The following is a 24,224-nucleotide window of genomic DNA, read 5'->3' as shown; positions in this document are numbered from 1 at the left end:
AATCACTTTCAGTGCGGTCATTTTGCGTTGTTTATCCTGTATATTATCGTATTTTACTGATAATTCCTGATCACACCAAGATCGTACGGAATATTACCATAGTCGCCATAATTACCGTTCGGCACACCCTGTATCAATAGCTGACATCTGTCAATATTATCGATCTCCAGCTTGTCGTCAGTACCGGAGCGGATCGCTTCCACATGAGAGACCTGGTCTGTCCATACTTCTGACAGGAACCGGAGGTTATCCCGGGCGGCCCACTTCTCGGCCACCTGTGTCCACGTACCTCCCAGGGAGCTGGCTGTCCAGAGTTCCTGGTAACGGTTGATGTCCTCTACGATCATATAATACTTTCCATCTGCCTTGCTTTTATACACATGTACCGCCTCAAAGGTATTCGTGGCAGCTACAGTAGGCGCCTCCCAGTTATATGGGAAATTGGCCACCGTTGTTCTCCGCCTTTTTATCGTGCGCGAACCATCCTGGGCTGAATAAAAACAATACACGTAGGTACCATCAGAAATGCACCAGAAATCAATCCCATCCGTAAATCCCATGCTTCTTACAGGTGTCCATGATGCCGGATTACCTACATCTGTCGATGTCGAAAAAGAAGCACCCTGTCCACTCTGGTAGATCAGGAACCACTTTCCCTTGGCAGGAAACCAGAATACCTGTGGTGCACAGAAATAGGAACCTGCATTCAATGCACTCATGTAGGTGCGGCTGGCAGTTTTGAGCCCGGCTATAGATGTAGCAGCTGCATACCCCATCCGCCAGAGTCCTCCTGTTCCCTTGTCCCGGCCAGTGTAAAAGAGATGGTATTTGCCGCCGGAGTAAACGATCGACGGATCTTTTACTGCCAGGTCATCAAATGCGCCCGCAGGCCCATCCAGGAAACATCTCGCCTCTGCATACCAGGTGGGATTAGCAATGGCAGCAGCTGTTACGGCTACCCCGTTTTTCTCTGTTTTTACTCCTGCCCCATCCAACGGTTTCTTTGTACAGGCACTATACATCAATAAACATAGCATACCCGCACCTATGTATCTTAGCTGTTTCATATTGGTAACAATTATGGTGAAAGACCAGGATTAGTTCGAAACCAGCGTTGTGATGCTGGACGCTGGCAGGTTAATGCCAAATGCATTATTGGAAATGCTCAGCGAACTTGATGCAAGGTTAGAAGCACTTGTTGTGACATAACGACTGAAACTATTAACTGTTACCCCGGCGATTGTAAATGGTTGATAGGTCACAGCTGCATTTGTATTAATAGCTACGATCACAATCTTTGATCCGTTCCGGTAAGCTGTTGTATATACACCAGTGCTGGGATTGGCTGCACAGGCAATTTTAACGTAGCCCGGACGCACATACCTGGCAAAATGCGCCATTACATAACCTACCTTGGTGATAGCACTGTTCTCGTCAATTGGCCCGTAAAACCGGCGGATATACCACCATACATATGCTGACCAACCGGCTGTCATGCAATCATGGATCTCCTTGGCTGCATTCATGGCATTGGCCCAGTCATTACCACTGATAGATGAATTTGTATAATGCTCTGTCATCCATACCGACTTACCGATATTACCCAGGTTATAAGGGGTTTTGCCATAAATGTGACCGCTGACGAAAAGTGTTTTCGATTTCGCAGTTGCATTGCTCAGGTATGTATTGATAAATGTCTGATCCATGTTAAATGGTTCCGGCGCCATGATCGGGGCACCGCAGTTATCACCATACGCCGCCACGAAATTGGCGACCTCTGTAGCTGAAGCATGCATCCATTCTGACGCCAGGTAATTAGGTTCATTCCAGGGCGACAATGCATATACACCGCCCACTGCCTGCGTATAAGACCTTAAATGTGCGGCAAAGTCAGCCCACGAGCTGGCCTTCAGGTAAGCACCATCCATCATGCCTGCAGGAGCATTCCATACAGTGGCGATCACCCTTGCACCAAAACCTTTGGCAGCATCAATCGTTGCTTTTTCGGCGGCAAACTGGCTACTGTTGGGAGGCACCATTACTCTCAAAATACTCAACCCGATACCACTGCTGGTAGAAAAAGCTTTTGTTCGCTGATCGGCTGTTAAATCACCTATCCAGATTGGCACACTCATACCACCAAATCCCTGGACTGTCTGTTGCGAAGTATTGGCATCGACGATGGCTGTTGCCATCACACCTACTTCGGCTGCTGCTGTTGCATCACCGCTTTGCTTGTTGTCTACAGCAGATACATCTGCACCCGGCTTTGTGCAGGAACTAATCATTAAAATGAGGGAAAGAAAAGATACTCCCAGGTTACTGAGAAAAGGGTTTGTTTTCATAGTTTCATTGTTTGTTACTTAACTGTTTTTCTAAATGGCTGTCAACAGGCCCACACCAGTTGTGTGAGCCTTTTATAGGCAGCTAGATAGGTGGGTTTTCTTTCATGGTCTTTCAATTTGATGGTTATACTTGTTAATTACTATACCATGGATTTTGAGGGAATGCAGGACCTTCAGTAACCAGGTCGATCTGCTGCTGCGGAATAGGTCTCAGCATATGTTCGGCTACCACATTGGCAGCTGCCTCTGTATTGTATTTTTGTACCCTTGCAACCAGTGTCTTCGTTCTTGACAGATCATACCACCTGTTACATTCGCCATACAATTCACGGGTGCGCTCATCAAGTATGAAATCAAGGGTCACGTCTGCAGCTGTGATTGTCTGTGCCGCGATAGCTGCCGCATACTGATCATCCGTTTGGCCTGGTATGCGGGCGGCCCTGATCCTGAGCACATTTAACATATCTGCAGCCTGCTGCAGTGTACCACCGCCCTTCAGTGCGGCTTCTGCTGCGATGAGATATACTTCTGAAAAACGGAACAGGATGTAAGGTCTGTCAGAATAATCATTCATATCTGCTCTTGTCGAATCATCCCATTTCCGTAAAGAAGGATATAACAGGCTGGTATAGGGTACGGTAGCCCCCGGCAGGTAATCCGGTTCAAAGATAATCCCCTTGAATGCCGCCCTTTCTGCAGGCGTCACCACCCGGTCTGCCATCCATATCGCAGTATCTACGCCATTCACCAGGGTGCCCCTGGGCGTAACAGCACCTGTAGTGCCTTTTACAGACGACGCTACACTATTAGACAACCAGATGGTCTGGAACGTGCCGTTATACCTTGAATCCGTAGCCCGGTTCGCAAAAGCAACACTCAGTACATAGCGCATATTAGGTCTTATTCTTTGCCATGGACGACCGTTCTGTATATCTCTTACACATACATAAGCACCACCTGTAGCAGGATAATTTGCATTCACGGTCGGATAGTTTGGCCGGAAGAAAAAGTTGGATTTATTTTCTTTCAGGTTAGAAGCACCGGTACCAGTCTGGGAGTTCTCTCCAAACTTCAGATCCTTTGTATGATCTACGACCATCAGTGTCTCCCTGCCATATTCATTCCCTTCCAGGAATCCCTGTGCAAATACAGGCCATAAGTCAAGGCCATAAGCACTTTTATTATCAATGATGCTCTTTGCCGTATTAAATGCATCGGTAAAATCAGTTCCTTTTGCGGCAGTAGACCACCCTCTCCATAAATAGGTTTTTGCAAGCAGGTACAAAGCGGTTGCTTTAAATGCCGGTTTGCCCAATCCTGGTGCCGGCTGATCTGGCAGACTGGCTGCTGCATCTTTCAGATCACTGATGATAGCCTCGTATACATCAGCAACAGGCGTTCTGCTATCAGCCGCTGAAACGTTTGTATTAAATGTAAGATGCAAAGGCACATCCCCGAAAGTTGTTACCAGCTGGAAATAACAGAATGCCCGGAGAAATTTGGCCTGGGCCAGCAGTTGCGCTTTCTTCGTTTCATCCATGCTTGCTCCCGGTCCGAACTGCAACACGCCATTGGCCGTATTGATATCTATGTAAAGAGAGTTCCAGAAACCACTGTAATCATTCGTATTACTCTTCATCAGCAGCGAATAGGTAAAGTTATGCTGCACATCTGCGGCGCCACCCCTGATCATCTCGTCAGTACCTCCATTGAACAACTGCGTAAAGATCTGCGTACCCCAATGACCGCGAAAAGAAGAATAAATACCGGCCACACCGCCTGCTAAACCCTCCGGCGTTTTGAAGTATGCAGGATCGATAGTCGCACGGGGTTGTTCTTCCAGGATCTTTTTACAACCCGTGCTGATTGTAAGTAATGACAATAAAACCAGCCCGTATAATTTTATATTGAATTTCATAATAACTTAATTTCAGAATTAAAATTTCACGTTAACACCAAACATATACTGCCTTGTAGGAGGCGTGCCCATACCAACGGTGATGGCGCGCGCTACCACCGGGGTTCCACCGGCAGTAGAACCAACAGCGTTACCGTTGCCATTACCTTCCGGATCTATCCCCAGGCCATCCCGTACCAATGGTGCCCAGAGAATAAATGGATTCTGCACCGCCAGGTAAAAACGCAATGAACTGAGCCCTATTTTTCCTGTAATTTTTGAAGAAAGACTATATCCCAGGTTGATGGTCCGGACCTTTATAAACGACCCATCCCGGTAAGACAATGTAGAGGTGTATTGCAATGCATCCCTGCTGGCATCAGGCTGCGGAAAATCATTCGTAGGGTTGTCAGGTGTCCAGTAATTCACTTTGTATTGGTTCACCCTTCCGTTCATGAAGAAAGGATAGCCAGCTGCGCCCCCATCGGCAGTCAGATAGGTCACGACCACAGTCTGACCTATACGGCCAAAGGTTACAATGTTCAGATCGAAATTCTTGTAGGTAAACCTGTTATTGAAACCGAATACAAAATTGGGTTGAAAATTGCCAATCACCTGCCTGTCCTCAGCGCCAATCGTACCGTTGCCATCTACATCCTGGATTTTAATATCACCCGGTGCAGCGCCATAGGTAGCCGCTTTGTCCTTCTCGTTGGTCTGCCAGATGCCTGTTTTCTTTACATCATAAATAACAGTCAGTGGTTGCCCTACATACCAGCCATTACCCACATCCTGCTTCAATCCGGGTTGCAGCGCTACAATCTTTTCTCTCGCCATGGAGAAGTTAAGATCTGTACTCCAGGTAAATCCGTTACGGCTTTTTACATTCAGGCTGCTAAGTGTGATCTCAAGCCCATGCCCGGCCGTTTTTCCCTGGTTCACAAGTACAGAATTGGCACCACTGCTTCTGGGTAATTCTTTGCTTAAAAGTATGTCTCTTGTATTGACATTATAATATTCAACAGCACCGTTTATACGGTTGTCAAACAAACCAAAGTCAAGCCCCAGGTTATATCCCCGCGTAGATTCCCAGGTAAGCTTTGGATTAGGCAACGTATTCACCAGGTAGCCTGATACATAGTTGATGTTCGCTGAGGTACCTGACCCATAGTTGTAAAAATTGGAGGAAAGACTACCGATCGTTGTGTAAGGTGCGATCGTCTGGTTTGAACTGATACCCCATCCTACACGAAGTTTCAGGTTATTGATCCATTTTACATCGTGCATAAATCCTTCATTCGCGATGTTCCAGCCTGCTGATATAGCCGGATAGGTAAACCACTGGTTACCCGGGGCAAGCACAGAAGCACCATCTGTACGCACGGTCGCCGTTAACATATACCTGTCATTATAGGTATAAAAAACACGTCCCATATAAGACAACAGCCCCCTGTTACTGTAGCCCGAAGGATCTGCAGTCAGTGAATTAGCTAACTGTAAATTATAATCCTGGATATAGTCTGCCGGTACACCTTGCCCGTTTATATTCTGACTTTGATTGAAGTTCTTCACCACTTCATGCAAGGCCGTCACCTGTATTTTATGTTTTTCTGCAATTGTCTTTTCGTAGGTAAGTGAGTTATCGACGGTATAGCTCCATGTTTCGTCGTTGGACTGGCTCAGCGTAGCGCCTGCTGTAGTGGTATTGGTGTTAAATACAGTACCAGGACCATTATAGTTATTGTTCATTGTTTGTATCCAGTCAAGCGCCAGGCTGGATCTCAGTTTCAGTCCTTTTATAATCTCCAGTTCTCCATATACATTGGTCAATGTTCTGAACCTGCGTGTGCGGGCTTTTATCTTATCATTGTTACCGATCGATGTAAGAGGACTTATCTGTTGTGCATCATTGGATTGCTGTATGGCAGGCTGAAAATTAATACTGCCATCCTCGTTGTATGGCAGGTACAGCGGGCTCAGTCTCGTTGCCGCACCCAGTGCACTGGTGTTGACACGATTGGCCCAGCTCATTGTATTTGTAGTAGTAAGTCCCACTTTTAACCGTTCACTCATCTTGTGATCGATAGCGATATGAAATGATCCCCTGTCGAATCGTTGATCCGGTATGATACCTGTTTCGCGGAATACACCAAACCCGAAGCTGTATAGTGTCGTTTCATTACCACCTGCCACACTCACATTATGATCAGTGCGGAGGGCATTGGTAAGCAGTAATTTTTGCCAGTCTGTATTGACACCTTTAGCCAGGTTTTCCTGCTCAATAGGAGTGAGTGCATTAGGGTTAGGATTGTTCGGATTCGGCTGTCCCTGTTTTGCTGCGTCTTTAAATGCTGCATATTCCTGGCCGTTAAAAAGCTTATAAGTATTGGTCGCTTCGGACATGCCGATATATCCGTCATAACTGGTAACAGATTTGCCGGGTCGGCCTCTCCTGGTTGTAATGATAATCACCCCACCTGAGCCGCGGGAACCGTAAATAGCAGTAGCAGAAGCATCTTTCAATACGTCGATAGTAGCAATATCGTTGGGATTGATATCATTTATACTACCGCCGGAAAGTGGTATCCCATCAATTACAATCAGCGGACCATTCTGCGAATTATTGGCCGATGAACTTGATGCCAGGGAACGGTTTCCCCTGATCCTGATCTCTCCACCGGCTCCTATACTGGAGCTGTTGTTCACGATATCAATCCCTGCAGCCCTACCCTGCAGCTGATTGTATACGTTCGGCACCCCCAGTTCCCGCAGTGTTTCTCCTTTCACAGATACGGTGGCGCCTGTTACATCTTTCTTTTTTGCGGTACCATAACCAATTACGACCACCTGTTCGAGATCGCTGACAGAGGGTTTCAACGAAACGTTGATAGTCGTCTGCCGGTTTACATTCACCTCCCTGTTCACGAACCCTACAGATGTGATAATGAGGGTACCGGTGGCAGGCGCGTTGATCTTAAAATAACCTTCATCGTTACTGAGCACCCCTACCTTTGTGCCTTTTACCTGGATGCTGGCACCAGGTATCCTGTTACCGTCCTCGCCGGTAATGCGTCCGCTGACAGTAATTTGTTGTCCTACCCCATAAGACGTGCCCCAAAGGAAAATAAATAACAGCATCGTTATCCTCAGTAGTAAACTAAAAGAGGATGACGCCTTCTGTAATTGATGCGTAAAAGAAAAATTCATAATCGTGGTTTTAATTCAGTTTTTCTAAAAAAAGCAGTCCCGGCCCTGCATGCTTAAAATGCAGGGAATATTGACACCATGAGGCGTACATAAATCTGTTCTACTATCGTAGCAGGGAATTGGTTGATATTTCCATCAGTCGCCAGGACGTTTTCCTGATGGAAAGCAGTTACTTCATAACATCGTTGCTTTATTTGTTAGGGCTATAGTTGTATCTGTGGTTGTTATTTTGTTACAGTACCAGTTTTAAGTGCTATTACTTTATTAAAAGCCATTTTAGGATTGAATTGCCGGTCAAATAACAATGGATAATTTGTTCTGCCAGGTACGGGCCAGTTGTTTAACCAGGAATCGCCATCATTCACCCCCCAGAAAGTGACCCGGCCTATCTTATCTTTATATCGCAGGAAGAGCCGGAACAGGTTCTCGTAGTCCCTGGCCAACTGTTGCTGCACACTGTCAGGCAATGAACCGGCGTAAGGATTCAGTGCATTGTTATACCCTTTCTGCTGGTTTACATCTGCACCTTCCACACCTTTGGGATCTGGCAACACGCTGATATCCAGTTCTGTGAACATGACATCAATTCCCAAAGCAGCGTATGCAAGTATGCTCTCTTCAATATCTTTCAAAGGCACCCTTCCCAGGTGCCAGTGCCCCTGGATACCGACACCATCTATACGCACACCTGCTGCCTGTATTTTCCGGATCAGTGCCACCGCACCGGCACGTTTTTCAGGTCGCTCTATGTTGTAATCATTATAATACAATTTTGTATGCGGGGCTGCCTGCCCGGCCAGCTGGAATGCCTGCACTACATAATCATCCCCGAGAGTTCGCTGGAACAGCGATTTGCGCATAGTACCATCCTCATTCAGGGCTTCATTGACCACATCCCAGGAATATACCTTCCCATCGTACCGTGAAGCAATTACACTGATGTGATCTTTAAAGAAACGTTGCAGCGAATCCTTGTCATGCATATGCATCACAAATGCGGGTAACTGGCTGTGCCATATAAGTGTATGCGCATTGATCTGCAGCTGGTGCCGCTCACCAAAAGCAATGATCTTATCTGCCTCTGTAAAATTATAACGACCCCATTCAGGATGTATCAGTGCAGCTTTCATATCATTTTCAGGTGTAAGGGTATTAAACTGCCTGGCTATACATGCAGTAGCCATAGGATCAGTCTCATTCACCTGGTGCCTGTTAAGCGCCGCACCCACCAGGAAATCTTCTTTAAAGACGGTTTTCAGGGAAGGGATCTCCCCGGCAGCAGACTGGCCATTGCCACCTGTGCAGATACAACAGATAAAAACTACAAGGACAAAAGAAATCACTTTATCCATAATGCCTGACTTTTAAAGGATGGACGCTGCTATGCAACTATCTGCATTCCTGCGGGCAGTTGCAATCAGAGCGCAGCATCCTATCAGATTTAGTTGATTTACTGGTCGTGGAAATTACATGAACGAATGTAGGTGGACAGCTGCATTATTAGTAGCTTATTTGTAAAAATGAATAGCACAAATGTTTAAAGTCGCCACTATCGCTAACATTAAAACTAATAAACAACACTTAATACATAAAAACAATTACACATACTATCAATCGGCGGATCTCTTCTTCCGGGCCTGGTATTCAGAAGGTAGCAGGTTAAACTTGGCTTTAAACGCCCGCGCAAAATAGTTGGGCGTAGAAAATCCTACGGCATAACCAATCTGGGCAATTTTCATATCGCTCGTCTCCAGCAAACAAGCCGCCTTGTTTAGTTTGATAGAACGGATAAATTCAACCGGCGTTTCTCCCGTCAGCTGCACAACTTTATTATACAGGGAAGCCCGGCTCATAAAAAGATGCCGGCTCAATTCCTCTACGCTCAGACTGTCGTTGTTAATATTGCTTTCTATATACTGTGTCACTTTTACCAGGAACTTTTCATCTGCTGATTCCACATCCTCCACAGAGACCATTACATCCAACTGCCGCCTATAGGTGTCTTTAAGACGTTTATTTAATAAGAGCAGGTTCCTGATCCGGATATTTAATATATCAATATTAAAAGGCTTGGTCAGGTAGTCACTGGCACCCGTCTCCAGTCCCTGAATGTGAAAGGCATCTCCGGTAAGGGCTGTCAGGAGAATAACCGGAATGTGGCTGGTCCTTTTATCATACCTTACCTTCCGGCTTAATTGTATGCCATCCATATAAGGCATATTGATATCACTCACTATGACCAGCGGATGTGCAGACAGCGCTTTCTGCCATCCTTCTCTCCCATCTGCCGCCTCCACAACTTTATAAAATGGCTGTAAATTATCTTTCAGATAATAACGAAAGTCCTCGTTGTCCTCCACCAGCAGCACTGTTAGTTTATCTGCAGCAGCCACTTCCGCATGTTGGCAGGATACAGGTTGAAGTACCTCCGGTTCTTCCGTTGTCTCTGCGTCCGGTACTTCCATCTCCTCCAATCTTTCCAATGGCAGTAAGACGGTAAATGTGCTTCCCTTTCCGGGAATGCTCTCCACGTTGATAGACCCGCCATGCATTTTCACAAATTCAGCTGTTATAGAAAGCCCTATGCCACTACCCTGGTTCACAATAGCGGGATTCTCATTTCCCTGGTAAAAGCGATGAAAGATCTTGCCCTGCACGTCTGGCGTCATACCAATACCAGTATCCGTCACTTTAATGATAATGCCGGCTTCCGGGTCTGGGTCTACACTCAGTGATATAGCACCGCCTTTCGGGGTAAATTTAAATGCGTTGGAAAGCAGGTTAAACAACACCCGCTCCAGCTTATCCCTGTCAAAAGCGGTGCAATAATGAGGAATAGCGCTGGTAAACATAAAGCTGATCTGCCTGTGCTCAGAGATGTCCTTGAACAGTTCTATCACCTCAGTTATAAATGTGATAATGTCATCGCGGGTAAGGTCCAGTTTCGTCTCCTGTTCTTCCAGTTTTCGAAAATCCAGTAACTGGTTGACCATGTTCAACAGGCGCCGCGCGTTCCGCTTCACCAGGTTCAGTTGCTTCAGTTTTTCAGGCGCCATTTCGTTATGGATGAGTTTATCAACCGGCCCGGCAATGAGCGAAACCGGTGTGCGGAATTCGTGGCTCAGGTTCACCAGGTATTTGATCTTCGCCTGTTCAAATTCTCGTTGTCTTTCTGCTTCTTTCCGGTCCATTTCTATCGCCTGCCTCACCTGTATCCTTTCCTGCTCCAGTGCAAACCGGGCTTTCAGTTTGCGGATAGCCCTGTACCGCAGTCCCCACAAAATTGCAATAGCTGCTACGAGATAAAACAGGTATGCATAAATAGTCAACCAAAAAGGAGGTCTGACATATACCTTGATAACAGCTTCCTCGGTATGCCATGCCCCATCATCACAGCTGGCCCTGACCCTGAATACATAATTGCCCGGCCGCAGATTTGAAAACACGGCCATGCGGGATGAACCTATATCATTCCAGCCTTTATCGAACCCCTGCAACATATAGGAATACCGGCTCTCCTGGGGTGCCGTATAGTTCAGCGTAGCAAAATTGATGGTGAAGTGTTGCTTATAATCCAGCCGGATACAATCCGCTAACGATATATGTGACTGGATAGGCGCATGTGCTCCCGGAATCACGGAGGTATTGCCAATTTTAAGATCAGTCAATACAATGCGGGGCACAATCCTGTTGTAATTAAGGAACCTGGGATTGAAATAATTAAACCCTTCCAGTCCGCCGAAAAAAAGTTCTCCCCGTTCTGTCTTTATCCCTGCTCCCAGGCAGAAAGTACTGCGCTGCAACCCATTATACTGGTAATAGTTCTTAAAGGTGCTGGTGGACGGGTCAAAACTACTGATTCCCTTATTGCTGCTGACCCATACCTTCCCTGCATCATCTTCAAGGATCTTATAGATCACGGCATTGGATAATCCCTCCTGTTCGGCATAACGTTGAAATTTGCCGGTTTTTGGATCTAACAGGCATAGTCCTGCACTGTGAATACCTACCCAGATTCTACCGCTTTGCCCGGCGCATATTGTTTGTACATTGTTAGCAGGAAGGTCACTGTTCTGCATGGTAAACGTCCTGATGATCTTACCTGATGGATCTAACATAAATATGCCTGCCCCAATTGTTCCTATCCAGATATTGCCTGCTTTATCTTCCTCTATCGTTCTGATAAAACCCTGGTGTAGTACCGTAATGCTGTCATTTTTATAATGGATGACCGGATCGAAACGTTTGAACACGCCGGATACGGGGTCATACACATTCACACCATTCCCGTTAGTGCCAATCCAGATATTACCCCGGCTGTCTTTTTTCAGACAAAAAATATCATTGCCGGAGGGTTGATGATCATCATCGCCTTTTAAATAATGATGCACCTTACCCGTTTGCAGATGCAGTGTGTAGATGCCATGCATAAAAGTACCTATCCAGAGTAGCCCGTCAGCATGTTCAAGAGAAAGTACCGCCGGGGGCTTGCCCTCCTCATAGAAAACGGGATGGCTGAACAGGCCTGTATTCCTGTGAAAAAGATTGATCCCCCCGCCGTCTGTGCCCACATAAATGTCGCCATTGGCATCTTCAGAAAAAGACGTCACTATCGGAGCCGTCAATCCCTCCGGGTCGAACGGGTTACTCTCCCTGAGATTAAAAAAAGCCAGGTTCCTGTCGTATTTACTGATACCTCCCTGGTAGGTGCCCACCCAGTAAATACCATTGTTATCGATGTATATGCTCCGTACTGACTTGCCCTGTAAACTATAACGATTCCTGGCATCGTGCTCTATGCGCTGCGAGGTCTTCTTTTGCAGGTCGAAAATATTCAGCCCTTCTTCGGTTCCTACCCAGATACGGTTTGCATTTTCTGCTGCCAAAGACCAGATACGGTTACTGCTCAGGGAATTCTTATCGGTGTTGCTATGCCTATAAGTACGAAAATGCCCGCCATCGGGTAGTAACATTGATAACCCATCATCTTCTGTACCGATCCACAAGTTCCCGTTATGATCTTCGGTGATGGCTTTGATGGAATTGTCAGGCAAAGAAAGTGAGTCTGCCGGCTCATGGCTAAAATGCTTAAAGTAGTCCCCTTCCGCCTGGTACCGGTACAAGCCTGCATTGCTTCCTATCCATAGCCGGTGGCGGCTGTCTTCCATTACACAGGTAATGACGTTAGACGACAGCGAGCCCGGCTTGCCGGGATTTGCCGTATAACGGACTACTCCCCCAGTCCGGGGATTTAACCTGAACAGACCGATATAGCTCCCGATCCACACCTGCCCGGTATGATCACAGAAAAGGGTGCGCGCTGTATTATTAAAGGTAAATTTGTAATTGATGAAGGCGTCTTGCTTACGGTTGTAACATGACAATGTATTGTTGGTACCTATCCATAAATTACCGGAACGGTCTTCGTGCAAAGCGAATATCGAATTACCGCCCAGACTGGATGAATCTCCCTCTTTATGCCGGTAAACCGTGAATGTAAGCCCATCAAACCGATTCAGTCCGTCATCAGTTCCAAACCACATAAATCCATACTTATCCTTCAGAATAGCATTTACTGTGTTGGAAGACAAACCATTACCGGTAGTAAAATTGACAAAGTTGAAATCACTCTGTTGCGAAATAACTACCTGTGGGACAAACAACAGGAATAATATATAAAAAATATATTTCACAAAAACATGGAATTAGTGGGTCTCTTATAGATTGACAGGTAAAGTGTATTTCTGACAATTTAATGAATTTATCGGCATGATAACATAGGAGAACATATTTTTTTCGGCTGCCCCGATGCACGGGGTAAAACCAGGAACCGACCCATTAATTGAATATATCTTAATCCAGGTAATATCCCAGTTTCTTTAATCGCTCTAATATTGCACCCTTCGTCCTGTCAAAGTAAACTGTCAGCCGGCTCACCGGCATTCCTTTTTCAAACATGATCTTCAACTCCTCGTCCTGCCTCGCCGTCCACGGCTTACCCGCCTCTTTAATTGACTCTCTCTTCTTTATAAATGTTTTTGCTTTATTTTCTTCCGGTGTATGCTTATTTAACCGTCGTAGTGATGATGACTTGATATTATTATAAGGATTTCCCTCTGCCTTCACCTTCAGTACATTGATATAAGGAGAGCTGGGGAAACCGGCAGGCACTAATGTTTCAGGGATATTCAACTGTCCCTTGGTACGGGTCACAGCCACGTACAATAAGTTTACTTCTTCCATCAACCGGTCTACATCTGAATCTTCTTTTTTATTCAGTTCCTTCAGCTTTTCTTCCGCAATAAAATCATTCACCAGGTATACAGTATCATACTCCATTCCCTTTGCCCGGTGCACTGTAGAAAATACCATCTCCGCCTTATGCCGCTGATCATCTCCCACATGCAGTGCTTTCAGTTTCTTCATGATTCCGAAGATCTCATTCCCGTATTCTTTCACAATCTCCACCATTGTACCCAGCTGCACATCTTCTGTCTTTTCTATATACTCCTCCAGCTCTTCCAGGTTTCTCATAGACTTCACCACCTTATCGTTCACCCTGTCGAGATTTCCGTTCTGCAGGTTTAATACATCATACAACGACGTACCATCATCCGCATAGGTATATGAATTGATATTCCCCTCAAAATAAATATGCTTTACCTTTGGATGATCTGTTATAAAATCTATTGCATTCAGCAGCAAGCCCAGGTTCGTTCTTGCTATCGTCGCTTTCAGGTTGCCCGGTTTTACCGGCTTAGGCCTACCAAAGATGGTGACCTTTTGAGTAGCTGTCAAATGATTCTTCCAGTAGAGGATTTCCGCTGCCAGGTTGGCTACGTCCTGTACATAACGGAAACTCGTGGATAACCTGAGCAGGTCAAAATTTGCTTTCTCCAGTGAATTCACTGCATGCCGCCAGCCATAGATCTGCTGGTGTACATCCCCTACTATCACCTTCGTACCTTCCTGTTTTAATATTACATCCAGCATCACCCCCGAAGCATCCTGTGCCTCATCAAAAAGAATATAATCGTAGTATAAAACAGGATTGACCAGCTGGAATTTTTTCAGATAAAAATCATGGGTAATCTCTATCTCACCGGTATTCATTTTATTCAGCATGGCCCTGGTGCCATTCTCTATCGTTGTATAGAACTTTGTAACAAACGCGATGGCCTCCTTATCTGTCAGCGTCTCCAGGTAATTGAGCTCTACTATTTTAACGGTACTGCTATTACAGTAGTAAGACAGGAACTTATTAATGTGCGTGGCTATCACATACTCACTATGCTTATCACCATTTCCCTTCAATCTTAATATATCCACGATCTCCCCATTCTTATACCCTTGTCCGCGCACCTTGTAATTATACTGAAATACAATCGTCTTATACGCCAGCGAGTGCGCAGTTTCCACCCTTACATTCGAAAGCCCTTTCGCTTCGAATTTACGGGTCGCCTCCAGCCTTACCGATTTGTTAAATGCCAGGTACAATATAGAAGGGTTGCCCGGCCTGGATGCAGCATATTCTATAATAGTTGTCGTCTTACCGGAGCCAGCAATGGCATTGATCCGGACACTGCCCTTCGATTGAATGATCGCAACCTGCTCCTTTGTTAACTTTACTGAAGAATAGCCATTCCCTTGTTCCATAACTGCAAATTACCGGCTAAACCCCGAAATAAAAAAGCGATTCGTCCAAACTTAACCATTTTCCCCGTTTATAAACTTGATCTCCATAATCTTGTGCTCAAAATCATTTGCCGGCACCAATGCCCTCGATTTTATCCTCGTTTTATATGTATATACTGTACTCACACTATAATCAAGGATCTTTGCAATGGCCTCATGCTCATGGATGCCCAGCCGCATCAGCGCAAATATCCGGAGCGTGGCATTCAGTGTCTCGCCCGACCTGGGCCAGATCTGATCTTCCGGCTTCAGCAAACCGTTAAATGAAGTAATGAAATTGGGGAACATCGTCAGGAACACGGTATCCAGCATTGTATACAAACGCTCCTTCTCCTCTTTGACGTCCATCCCCTTCATCAGGTCATTCACCTCGCCATACTTTTTCAGTTTAATGCTATGCAAAGCTGATTGTTTCATCCTTTCCAACGTCTCTATATAAGAAGAACAGGTCTTTAAAAATAACCCGATCAATTCCTCTTTTATCTTCGATGACTCCCACAGCTGTTCATTCACATTCTCCAGCTGTGTATTCTTCTCCTTTATCAGGGCCTCACTTGCTTTTATCCGCATTAGCTGCTTTCGGTAGATGAACAACAAAAAGAACAACACGACTGCCACGATCAGGAAAGTCAGGAAGCCTATCAATAACTTATCCCGCTGGTGCTGCTTTGCGGCTATCACCTTCCCGGCCACCATTGGCAGCAGCGATTCTATCTGCACCGCCCGGTTGCGCGTACCATAAAAGTTGGCATTGCGGGCTGCCGCCTGCATGAATATGTATGCATCATTTGTCTGGTTCATATGGTACAACTCCTGCGCCAGCAGAAAAATAGCCAGCGTTTCCTTGGTGGAAGACCGGATATCCCCTATCGCGGCCAATGCTAAAAACATCACCCTGTCCTTCCCCCTATAGGCAGCACTGATACGGGTAGCTACCATCGCTACGCGATGGGGCGACAAATCCTGTTGTATGATCAGATTGAAAAAGTAATCAGGGGTCAGATTTTGGGGCCTGATTGAATCCGGCAAAAATGCCATGTCTATCTTCTTCTCAAATTCATTAAATGGAGTGATCACCTGTGCACTCCTGAAATCCAGATCTGATTGCTCATAATACCCCTTTGAGAAAAATGGATCGTTGTCATAATCTGCAATACTCTGGTTCAACCTGGCCCGCATAGTCAGGTAATCGCTCCGCTGCGTTTTTGAAAAATGAAGGGTATCCATTTTTCCAATCACATCGAACGCTTCTTTATAAAACCCGGAAAAATATAAGGTATATCCCAGCTGGATCTCACTCGCTATCAACTCATCCTTCTTATGAAATTGCTCTGCCAGCGCAATCCTTTTCTTTACATATACATAGGCAGAATCAAACTTAAACGACGAATACTCATCATATATGCCGGAATATAGCCTATATAGTAAGTCAAAGTTATTGCTGTCTGCCAGAAGCAATGAATCGCGCAATACTGCAATCCGATTTTGCCGGCCCTGGTCGTACACACCTTCTTTTTTCAGCTCTGTTTTTAGTACATCGATCAAACTATCGGCATCGATATGCTGTGCATATCCCCGAAAAAAAGACAGCAAAAAAACAGTGATAAATAATATTCTATTCATATATAAGTACCTTAAAAGTACATTTTTTGTTCTTAGGCCCCTTAGATTTTTCGCCCCACCCGACGCAGCAATACACTGACAATCAAAAATTTGCATTTATAAACAGTTAGATTTTCGCTTTGTAAAATGACACCCTTACACAACTCCCTTAATTACTCATTTATTTTGACCTGCTGCAGCGATATTAAAAAAAATCCACGTGAACTATTTAAGCACTCCGTTATGCTAAAAAACTTTTTACGACTTTTTACTTGTCTCATTTTCATCACACTGGGGAATTCCACCTTTGCCCAAAACAGGGCAATTTCAGGCAAGGTCATTGATTCTACCACCAATGATCCTTTGCCGGGGGTGACAATCAGGGTAGTAGGTGCCAAAACAGGTACCACTACTGACGCCAACGGCTCATTTGTATTGTCCGTCACTACAACCGACCAGGCACTCACATTTTCATCTATTGACTACCTGACGAAAACCATTCAACTCTCCAATCAAAATACCTTATTAGTAAAACTGGCCCAAAATGTTCAGGAACTAAAAGGGGTGGAAGTAGTGAGTGTTGGCTATGGCACCCTGAATAAGAGAGAGGTGTCCAGTGCTATTACGCATGTCAGCGCGAATGAACTGAAATCCGTCGCGGGCAATAACCCCCTTATGTCCCTGCAGGGCAAAGTAGCGGGGCTTACCATTACCAATACTGCCACTGCGGACCCTAACTCCTCTCCCAGCATCCAGCTCAGGGGGGTATCCTCCCGCAGTGCCGGCCTGGGTCCATTGTATGTTGTGAACGGTGTACCCGGCGGTAATATCGATAATATTAACCAGAACGATATCGAATCGATCGATGTACTCAAAGGTGGTGCTGCGTCTGCCATCTATGGCACCCGTGGTAGCAATGGTGTGATCATCATCACTACGAAGAAAGGAACAGGCGATTCAAAAATGGTCTACAATGGCTACGTCAGCATCGATAAGATCACCATGGCTCCCCGCGTACTCACGGCAGACGAATTCAGGCAATACCGCGTTCATGCCACCCCTACCCAGGGTATCGACTATGGCGCCAATACGGACTGGATGAAAGCCGTGACCCGCAATCCCACCTACGGGCAGAAACATACCTTGCAGCTCTCCGGCGGTACTGCCAATGACAATTACTTTGCCTCTGCCGACTACCGCAACGCCAACGGTATTGACCTGCGTGCCTGGAAAAAGGAATACGGCGCCCGCCTGAACCTGAATCATATTTCAAAAAATGACGTCTATTCCGTATCGCTGAACGTAGCACCACGGTATATGAAAACCAGCAATGCCGATCAATTCAACTTCAATAACGCAATCACCCTCAATCCAACACAACCTGTATATGACAGCTCAGGCTTTCATTACCTCAATACCGGCTTCTTTGCCAACAACCCGGTGGAAAATGCCAAACTGATTAAAAGCCAGGCCGAGATCAAGGAACTGGATATGAGTGGTTCTGTAAGAGTGAATATCCTGAAGAACCTGTATTCTACCGCTACCATCTCCAATATCAGGTCTTCCTACAAAAATCTTTACTTCCAGCCGTCTACCATGACGACTATAGTACATAGCGGGCAGACCACCAAAACCAACTACGCTTCCCAGGAGCAGGTAGACAACAATCAGCAGAATATTGAATGGACGGTGAACTATGCCCTCAACCTGCAACGGCATCATGTCAAATTGCTGGGCGGTTATTCTTACAGCTACTTCAATTATCAGCAATTCAGTGCCAACAACTACGACTTTCCCTTCGATACTTTCGAATGGAATAACCTCGGCTCCGGTACCTGGAATGGTGGCGGACAGGGCAATGGCCAGGGCGCCGTTTCCTCTACGCAAAATGATTCCCGACTGGCGGCATTTTTTGGCAGGATCAATTACGACTTCGATAATAAATATATCATTACCGCCAGCCTCCGGCATGAAGGCTCCTCCAAATTCGGTACGGACAATAAATGGGGAAATTTCCCCGCCGTGTCTGTTGCATGGCGCATTTCTGACGAGGGCTTCCTGAAAGATAAGATCAGCTGGTTGAACGACCTGAAATTGAGAGCCGACTATGGCATCACCGGTAACCAGGATTTTGGTAACTATCTCTCCCTGCTACTCTACGGTGGATATGGTTACTTTACTTTCAATGGTGTCACCTACCAGGTGTATGGCCCTTCACAAAACGTGAACCCTGACCTGAGCTGGGAAAAAGCCATCAACTTCAACGCAGGGATCGATTTCGATATCCTCAACAACAGGCTGAGTGGTTCCGTGAACTATTACGTTCGGACCAATAAAGACCTGCTGGGTTATTATAATGTACCACTACCTCCCAACCCACAGTCACAGACCTTCACCAATGTGGGTACTATGAAGAACTCAGGACTTGAGATACAGTTGAACGCACAGGTCATCAGGCAAAGTGACTTTAATTACAATGTCTCTCTCACCACTGCGCTCAATAATAACAAATTCGTTTCCTTCTCCAACAAGATATATCAGGGCTCTCCTTACCTCGATGTAGCAGGACTACCTGCACCGGGTAGTCCGGGTACGATTCAGCGTGTGCAGGAAGGTCACCGCATTGGAGACTACTATATGCTGAAATCCGCAGGAGTAGATAAGAATGGTGCACTGCTGGTATATAAGAAAGATGGTACTGTCGTAACAGCCAACAATGCCAATGCCGATGACAAACAGTTTGTAGGCAATGGCCTGCCTAAGTTCACCGGTTCACTGGGCAACATGTTCACCTACAGGAACTGGGACCTGAACATTTTCTTCCGTGGCAATTTCGGCTACAAACTATTTAACATGCAGGCCTTCTATATAGGTACACCTGCTACACAAACGGATGCCAATACGTTGCGATCTGCTTACGATGCCGGTAGTAAATACAACAAGCTGACCAGCTCTTCTACTTTGTCACTGGCCTCTGATTACTTCCTGGAATCAGGCTCCTTTGTAAAACTCGACAACGTGACACTGGGCTATAGCCGCAAAGTCAATTCAAAATACCTGCAGGCATTCAGGTTATATGCAGCCGCGAGCAACCTGCATACATTCACCAGCTTCAAAGGCGGTGATCCCGACCTGTATCCCGTAAACGGCATTGCACCAGGCGTTCAGGGCAATTTAAATTTCTATCCGGCTACCATCCAGTTCCTGGGCGGCGTACAGGTAACCTTCTAAAAAAGATAATCATGAAAAATAACTATATAGTAAAAGCTGCATTGGCCACTTTACTTTTGCTGGGCAGTTGTACAAAACTGGATGAAACCGTTTACGACAAGGTCGACGTTGGCCAGTTCCTCACGAGAAGAGATGATGTGATCAGGGACTTTCTCCGCCCTTTTGAACACGCCTACTGGAGCATCCAGGGGAATGATATCTATGCTGCCAGTGAAAACGCTACTGACGAAATAGCGACCTACAACAGGCAGGGTGACTGGCAGGATGGTAACTATTACCAACGCATGCACTACCACACCTGGACCACACAGGATGGGTTTACAAGCGGCGCCTGGACAGCATTCTACCAGGGAATTGTATTATCGACCAATTCCCTGCAGGATATGGAAAGCATCACCGACCCCGCAAAGCTCAACATCACCCCTACTGAACTGGCCGATTTCAAAGCAGAACTGAGAACACTCAGGGCATGGTTCTACCTACGGGCATTTGATTTCTATCGCAACATCGAAATCATCACGGATGTAAAACATACCACCACAGGTAATAAACAGTCTAAACCTGAAGAAACTTTTGCTTACATCGAGTCAGAATTAAAAGCTGCCATACCTGATCTGCCTAAAAGAGCTGACCTGGGCAATAATGGCATTGGCCGATGGACACAGGCCGGCGCTGCCGCATTGCTGGTTCGCCTGTACCTGAATGCACAGGCATACATCGGTCAGGACAGGTTCACAGACTGTGCCACCGTAGCACAGGACATCATCAATGGCAAGTACGGCACCTATGTACTGGATACCCGTTGGGATGCGCCATTTGATTATACAAACAGTACCGTCAATTCAGAAACCATCTACGGATTCCCAAGTAGTCTTTCACGTACCCACTGGCAGTACGACGGTGGCATGTTCTTCTGGAGTATGACTTACGATGCAGCCCCCCTGTACTGTAAGTTTACTGACTTTGGCCAGGCCAATCCCCGCTTTGCATTGCAACCCGGCAGAGATGTAGACAGCGTGGAATACCCATTCGCACTTGGTAAACCCTTTGTAAAGTTCCAGCGTTATCCGGACGATTATCGCCTTAAACTATACAAGAACCTGGGCAACAGTACCCGCGAAGGAATGTTCCTCTTTGGCTACCTGCCTTACCAGCGCGTCGTGAATGGCAACACCGTAACCGATACCGTTCGTGGCAACAAAGGACCCTATCCTTTATTTATCCGCGATCAGGTGGGTTGGTTCCTCGATGCCAAACCAGGTACAAAGATTTCAGACAAAGAATCTGACATGAATCATGCAGACCACAACTCAGGCATCTTCCTGCTCAAATATCCACTCTACCCTACGCCTGATCCAAATCGTATTACATCTGCTTACGCTGAAGTACGTTTGTCAGAAATTTATTACTCCCTGGCCGAATGCAAATACAGGGCAGGCGATAAAGCAACAGCCGCCACACTGTTGAATGCAGTACGCAGGCGGAACTATCCGGAAGGGTCTCCAAGCCTGTATAAGGCGGATGGCAGCCAGCTCACCGACCAGGAAATGCTGGATGAATGGGGCCGAGAATTCCTGGGTGAAAATCGTCGTCGTACAGACCTGGTTCGCTGGGGCGTATTTAACACCGGCACCTGGTGGGACAAAAAACCTGATGCTGACAATCATACCGCCATCTTCCCCATCGGTAAAGATATCATGGGTGCGAATCCACAGCTTGTACAAAACCCCGGCTATGAATGATTTTTAATTAACAATACAATAGATGATTCAAGTTTCAAAACGTTTCCTGTTTATCCTTACTGTCATGTACTGGGGCGCGATGAATGCGCAAACAATTCCAGTGAAGCAGTCAGGCCTGGTAGGCAATTCAATTGCAGTGTTTATCCCGGAAGGCTTTGATCTATCGAAAACGCCGTCGTTAATGCTGCAGCAGGAGCCGGTTATCAAAGGCAGGGTGCCGGCAGACTGGCAGATAGTCCCTTCCTTTTCAGCAACAGGCGCCAGTGTATCTCTGGATGGTGAAGTGAGTTTGTATGGGGGTGGAGAAGTAACAGGTCCCTTGCTGAGAAACGGACAGACCATTCACCTCTGGAATACAGACAACGGCGCGTATGGAGCCGATAGTGGTAGAAGATTATACCAGACACACCCCTGGGTGATGGGTGTCAGGAAAAACGGAACAGCCTTCGGTATCCTGTTCGACAGCCAGTGGAAAGCGACGCTGACCACCCACTCCGACAAGATATCATTTAATACGGAGGGAGGTCCCCGCTTCCGGGTATTTGTGATCGATCGGTCTTCTCCACAGGAAGTAGTGAAAGGACTCGCAGCACTCACCGGTACAATGGAGATGCCGCCCAGATGGGCACTAGGCTATCAGCAATGTAGATTCTCCTATGCCACAGCTCAACGTGTAAGGGAAATTGCCGATACCTTCCGGCTCAAACAAATCCCCTGCGATGCGATCTGGATGGATATAGATTATATGGATGGCTTCAGGGTCTTTACATTTAACAAAAACAACTTCCCTGATCCGAAACAGTTGAATGCAGACCTGCATGCAAAAAACTTTCATTCCGTGTTCATGATTGATCCCGGTGTAAAAGCAGATCCTTCTTACGAAGTGTATCGGTCCGGTACTACCCAGGACGTGTGGGTAAAGGATACAACCGGGAAAGAATATCATGGTAAAGTATGGCCGGGTGATTGTGCATTTCCTGATTTTACCATGCCACGTACACGGCAGTGGTGGGCAGGCTTGTATCGCAATTTCATGGCCAATGATATCGATGGGATCTGGAATGATATGAATGAACCTGCAGTAATGGACGGTGAACTACCGGCAGCATTAAGGCTGGGTACCATGCCATATCATACGCCACATCGCGGCGGTGGTACATTACCCGCAGGTCCGCATTTATTATACCACAATGCTTACGGCAGATTAATGGTACAGGCAACCCGCGAAGGTGTAATGGCAGCGAACCCGGATAAGCGCCCCTTCATCCTCACCCGTGCCAATCTGCTGGGTGGACAACGCTTTGCCGCAACATGGACGGGCGATAACCTGGCAGCTACACCATTTATGAAAGTGTCCGTACCCATGTCAATTACATTGGGGTTATCAGGACAACCATTCAGCGGACCAGATATTGGCGGTTTCCTGGAAAATACATCCAGTGAACTCTGGGCAGACTGGATTGGCTTTGGTGCATTGCTGCCATTTGCAAGAGGTCATGCCTGTGCAGGTACGAATAACAAAGAGCCCTGGGCATTCGGACCGGATATTGAAAAAACATCCCGCATTGCACTGGAACGCAGGTACCGCTTACTGCCTTACCTCTATACCTTGTTTTATAAAGCCCATCAGACAGGTTTACCGATCATGGAGCCCGTCTTCTTTAATGATCCTGCAGATAGCAGGCTCAGAGCCGAAGAGCAGGCTTTCCTGCTGGGCGATGACCTGCTTGTAATTCCTTCCTTTGCACAAAACCCTGCGTTACCCAAAGGAAAATGGGAACAATTGCAGCTGGTGGATGGAGATAGCCAGGATGCGCACCAGGCAAGACTGCTGTTGAAAGGCGGGAGTATCCTGCCTGTAGGAACAAAGATCCAGTATACAAATGATCATTCACTGTCAGAACTGACATTGTTTATTTGCCTGGATGGTACAGGTAAAGCAAATGGAGAATTATATTGGGATGCTGGTGAGGGATGGGAGTTTAAGAAAGGAGTATATAGCTACCTGCATTACCAGGCGAAAGAAGAAAACGGAGTGACGAAAATTAAACTGTCTTCACGGACAGGGAAGTATGATATAGCAATGGATGTGAAAGTTGTAAAGGCAGTCGTATTAAAAAATGGACAAAAATACGAAGGTACAATACAGCTGAAAGGCGGAGAGATAAGGTCAAATTATTAATTATGGTTGAATCAGGTCCACGTAAAAGGCATCGGCAATTTGCCGGTGCTTTTTTTTAGCGTATAGAATTGCCCACAATAATTCGTCAATATTATCACTGACATTTTTTATACAAAATTTGCTTTTTATAAAATTAAATACATATCTTTGCACTCCCAACGAAACAAACACCAGTTATTTCAACGGGAAACAAATAAAAACGCAAGCGGAAGTAGCTCATTTGGTAGAGCACGACCTTGCCAAGGTCGGGGTGGCCGGTTCGAGCCCGGTCTTCCGCTCATAGAAAAAGAGGGTACTCATTTATTTATGAGTACCCTCTTTCT

At 46.2% G+C, this 24,224-nt stretch carries 11 protein-coding genes and 1 tRNA gene; 4 read left to right on the top strand and 8 right to left on the bottom strand.

The genetic code is table 11. The annotated features are described in order from the left end of the window. Nucleotides 1–53 precede the first annotated feature (53 nt). The 8 genes from ABDW33_RS12785 to ABDW33_RS12750 all read right to left on the bottom strand — a co-directional run bounded on the left by ABDW33_RS12785 (nucleotide 54) and on the right by ABDW33_RS12750 (nucleotide 16,767). Nucleotides 54–1,067: a non-reducing end alpha-L-arabinofuranosidase family hydrolase gene (locus ABDW33_RS12785; RefSeq protein WP_343690459.1), complete on the bottom strand. Its 1,014-nt coding sequence runs from the start codon at nucleotides 1,065–1,067 to the stop codon at nucleotides 54–56. A 30-nt stretch (nucleotides 1,068–1,097) separates the two neighbouring features. Continuing rightward, on the bottom strand, nucleotides 1,098–2,345 hold the full coding sequence (locus ABDW33_RS12780; RefSeq protein WP_343690458.1) for a hypothetical protein: 1,248 nt from the start codon (nucleotides 2,343–2,345) through the stop codon (nucleotides 1,098–1,100). A gap of 133 nt (nucleotides 2,346–2,478) precedes the next feature. Next, nucleotides 2,479–4,263 (bottom strand): RagB/SusD family nutrient uptake outer membrane protein, encoded by a 1,785-nt coding sequence (locus ABDW33_RS12775; protein ID WP_343690457.1) that lies wholly within the window; start codon nucleotides 4,261–4,263, stop codon nucleotides 2,479–2,481. An 18-nt stretch (nucleotides 4,264–4,281) separates the two neighbouring features. After that, nucleotides 4,282–7,449 (bottom strand): TonB-dependent receptor, encoded by a 3,168-nt coding sequence (locus ABDW33_RS12770; RefSeq protein ID WP_343690456.1) that lies wholly within the window; start codon nucleotides 7,447–7,449, stop codon nucleotides 4,282–4,284. Between the two features lie 224 nt (nucleotides 7,450–7,673). Further along, nucleotides 7,674–8,801, bottom strand: a complete 1,128-nt coding sequence (locus tag ABDW33_RS12765) for an endo-1,4-beta-xylanase (RefSeq protein WP_343690455.1) — start codon at nucleotides 8,799–8,801, stop codon at nucleotides 7,674–7,676. Between the two features lie 258 nt (nucleotides 8,802–9,059). Next, a complete protein-coding gene (locus ABDW33_RS12760) occupies nucleotides 9,060–13,142 on the bottom strand; it encodes a two-component regulator propeller domain-containing protein (RefSeq protein ID WP_343690454.1) in 4,083 nt (1,360 codons plus the stop codon). A 160-nt stretch (nucleotides 13,143–13,302) separates the two neighbouring features. Then, nucleotides 13,303–15,105, bottom strand: coding sequence for an ATP-dependent helicase (locus tag ABDW33_RS12755; RefSeq protein WP_343690453.1), 1,803 nt, complete (start codon nucleotides 15,103–15,105; stop codon nucleotides 13,303–13,305). A 51-nt stretch (nucleotides 15,106–15,156) separates the two neighbouring features. After that, on the bottom strand, nucleotides 15,157–16,767 hold the full coding sequence (locus ABDW33_RS12750) for a DUF6377 domain-containing protein (protein WP_343690452.1): 1,611 nt from the start codon (nucleotides 16,765–16,767) through the stop codon (nucleotides 15,157–15,159). A 222-nt stretch (nucleotides 16,768–16,989) separates the two neighbouring features. Here ABDW33_RS12750 and ABDW33_RS12745 point away from each other — a divergent pair, with 222 nt between their 5' ends. From ABDW33_RS12745 to ABDW33_RS12730, 4 genes are all read left to right on the top strand, one after another. Beyond that, complete coding sequence (locus ABDW33_RS12745) at nucleotides 16,990–19,977, top strand: SusC/RagA family TonB-linked outer membrane protein (RefSeq protein WP_343690451.1); 2,988 nt, start codon at nucleotides 16,990–16,992, stop codon at nucleotides 19,975–19,977. Nucleotides 19,978–19,988: 11 nt separating this feature from the next. Beyond that, nucleotides 19,989–21,719, top strand: a complete 1,731-nt coding sequence (locus tag ABDW33_RS12740; RefSeq protein WP_343690450.1) for a RagB/SusD family nutrient uptake outer membrane protein — start codon at nucleotides 19,989–19,991, stop codon at nucleotides 21,717–21,719. 22 nt (nucleotides 21,720–21,741) lie between these two features. Continuing rightward, the gene (locus tag ABDW33_RS12735; protein WP_343690449.1) at nucleotides 21,742–23,901 is read left to right on the top strand and encodes a TIM-barrel domain-containing protein; all 2,160 of its coding nucleotides are present in this window, start codon (nucleotides 21,742–21,744) and stop codon (nucleotides 23,899–23,901) included. 205 nt (nucleotides 23,902–24,106) lie between these two features. Further along, nucleotides 24,107–24,179: transfer RNA gene (locus tag ABDW33_RS12730), tRNA-Gly, on the top strand. Nucleotides 24,180–24,224: the final 45 nt, after the last annotated feature.

It is taken from the genome of Chitinophaga sp. (assembly GCF_039596155.1).
Lineage (GTDB): Bacteria > Bacteroidota > Bacteroidia > Chitinophagales > Chitinophagaceae > Chitinophaga.
Note: the sequence above shows the minus strand (reverse complement) of the source record. Positions and strands in the feature narration are given on the sequence as shown.

Coding starts and splice junctions, on each gene's coding strand:
- ABDW33_RS12785 (WP_343690459.1), bottom strand. CDS start 1,067: ATGAAACAGCTAAGATACATAGGTGCGGGTATGCTATGTTTATTGATG.
- ABDW33_RS12750 (WP_343690452.1), bottom strand. CDS start 16,767: ATGAATAGAATATTATTTATCACTGTTTTTTTGCTGTCTTTTTTTCGG.
- ABDW33_RS12735 (WP_343690449.1), top strand. CDS start 21,742: ATGATTCAAGTTTCAAAACGTTTCCTGTTTATCCTTACTGTCATGTAC.
- ABDW33_RS12770 (WP_343690456.1), bottom strand. CDS start 7,449: ATGAATTTTTCTTTTACGCATCAATTACAGAAGGCGTCATCCTCTTTT.
- ABDW33_RS12780 (WP_343690458.1), bottom strand. CDS start 2,345: ATGAAAACAAACCCTTTTCTCAGTAACCTGGGAGTATCTTTTCTTTCC.
- ABDW33_RS12740 (WP_343690450.1), top strand. CDS start 19,989: ATGAAAAATAACTATATAGTAAAAGCTGCATTGGCCACTTTACTTTTG.
- ABDW33_RS12745 (WP_343690451.1), top strand. CDS start 16,990: ATGCTAAAAAACTTTTTACGACTTTTTACTTGTCTCATTTTCATCACA.
- ABDW33_RS12755 (WP_343690453.1), bottom strand. CDS start 15,105: ATGGAACAAGGGAATGGCTATTCTTCAGTAAAGTTAACAAAGGAGCAG.
- ABDW33_RS12765 (WP_343690455.1), bottom strand. CDS start 8,801: ATGGATAAAGTGATTTCTTTTGTCCTTGTAGTTTTTATCTGTTGTATC.
- ABDW33_RS12775 (WP_343690457.1), bottom strand. CDS start 4,263: ATGAAATTCAATATAAAATTATACGGGCTGGTTTTATTGTCATTACTT.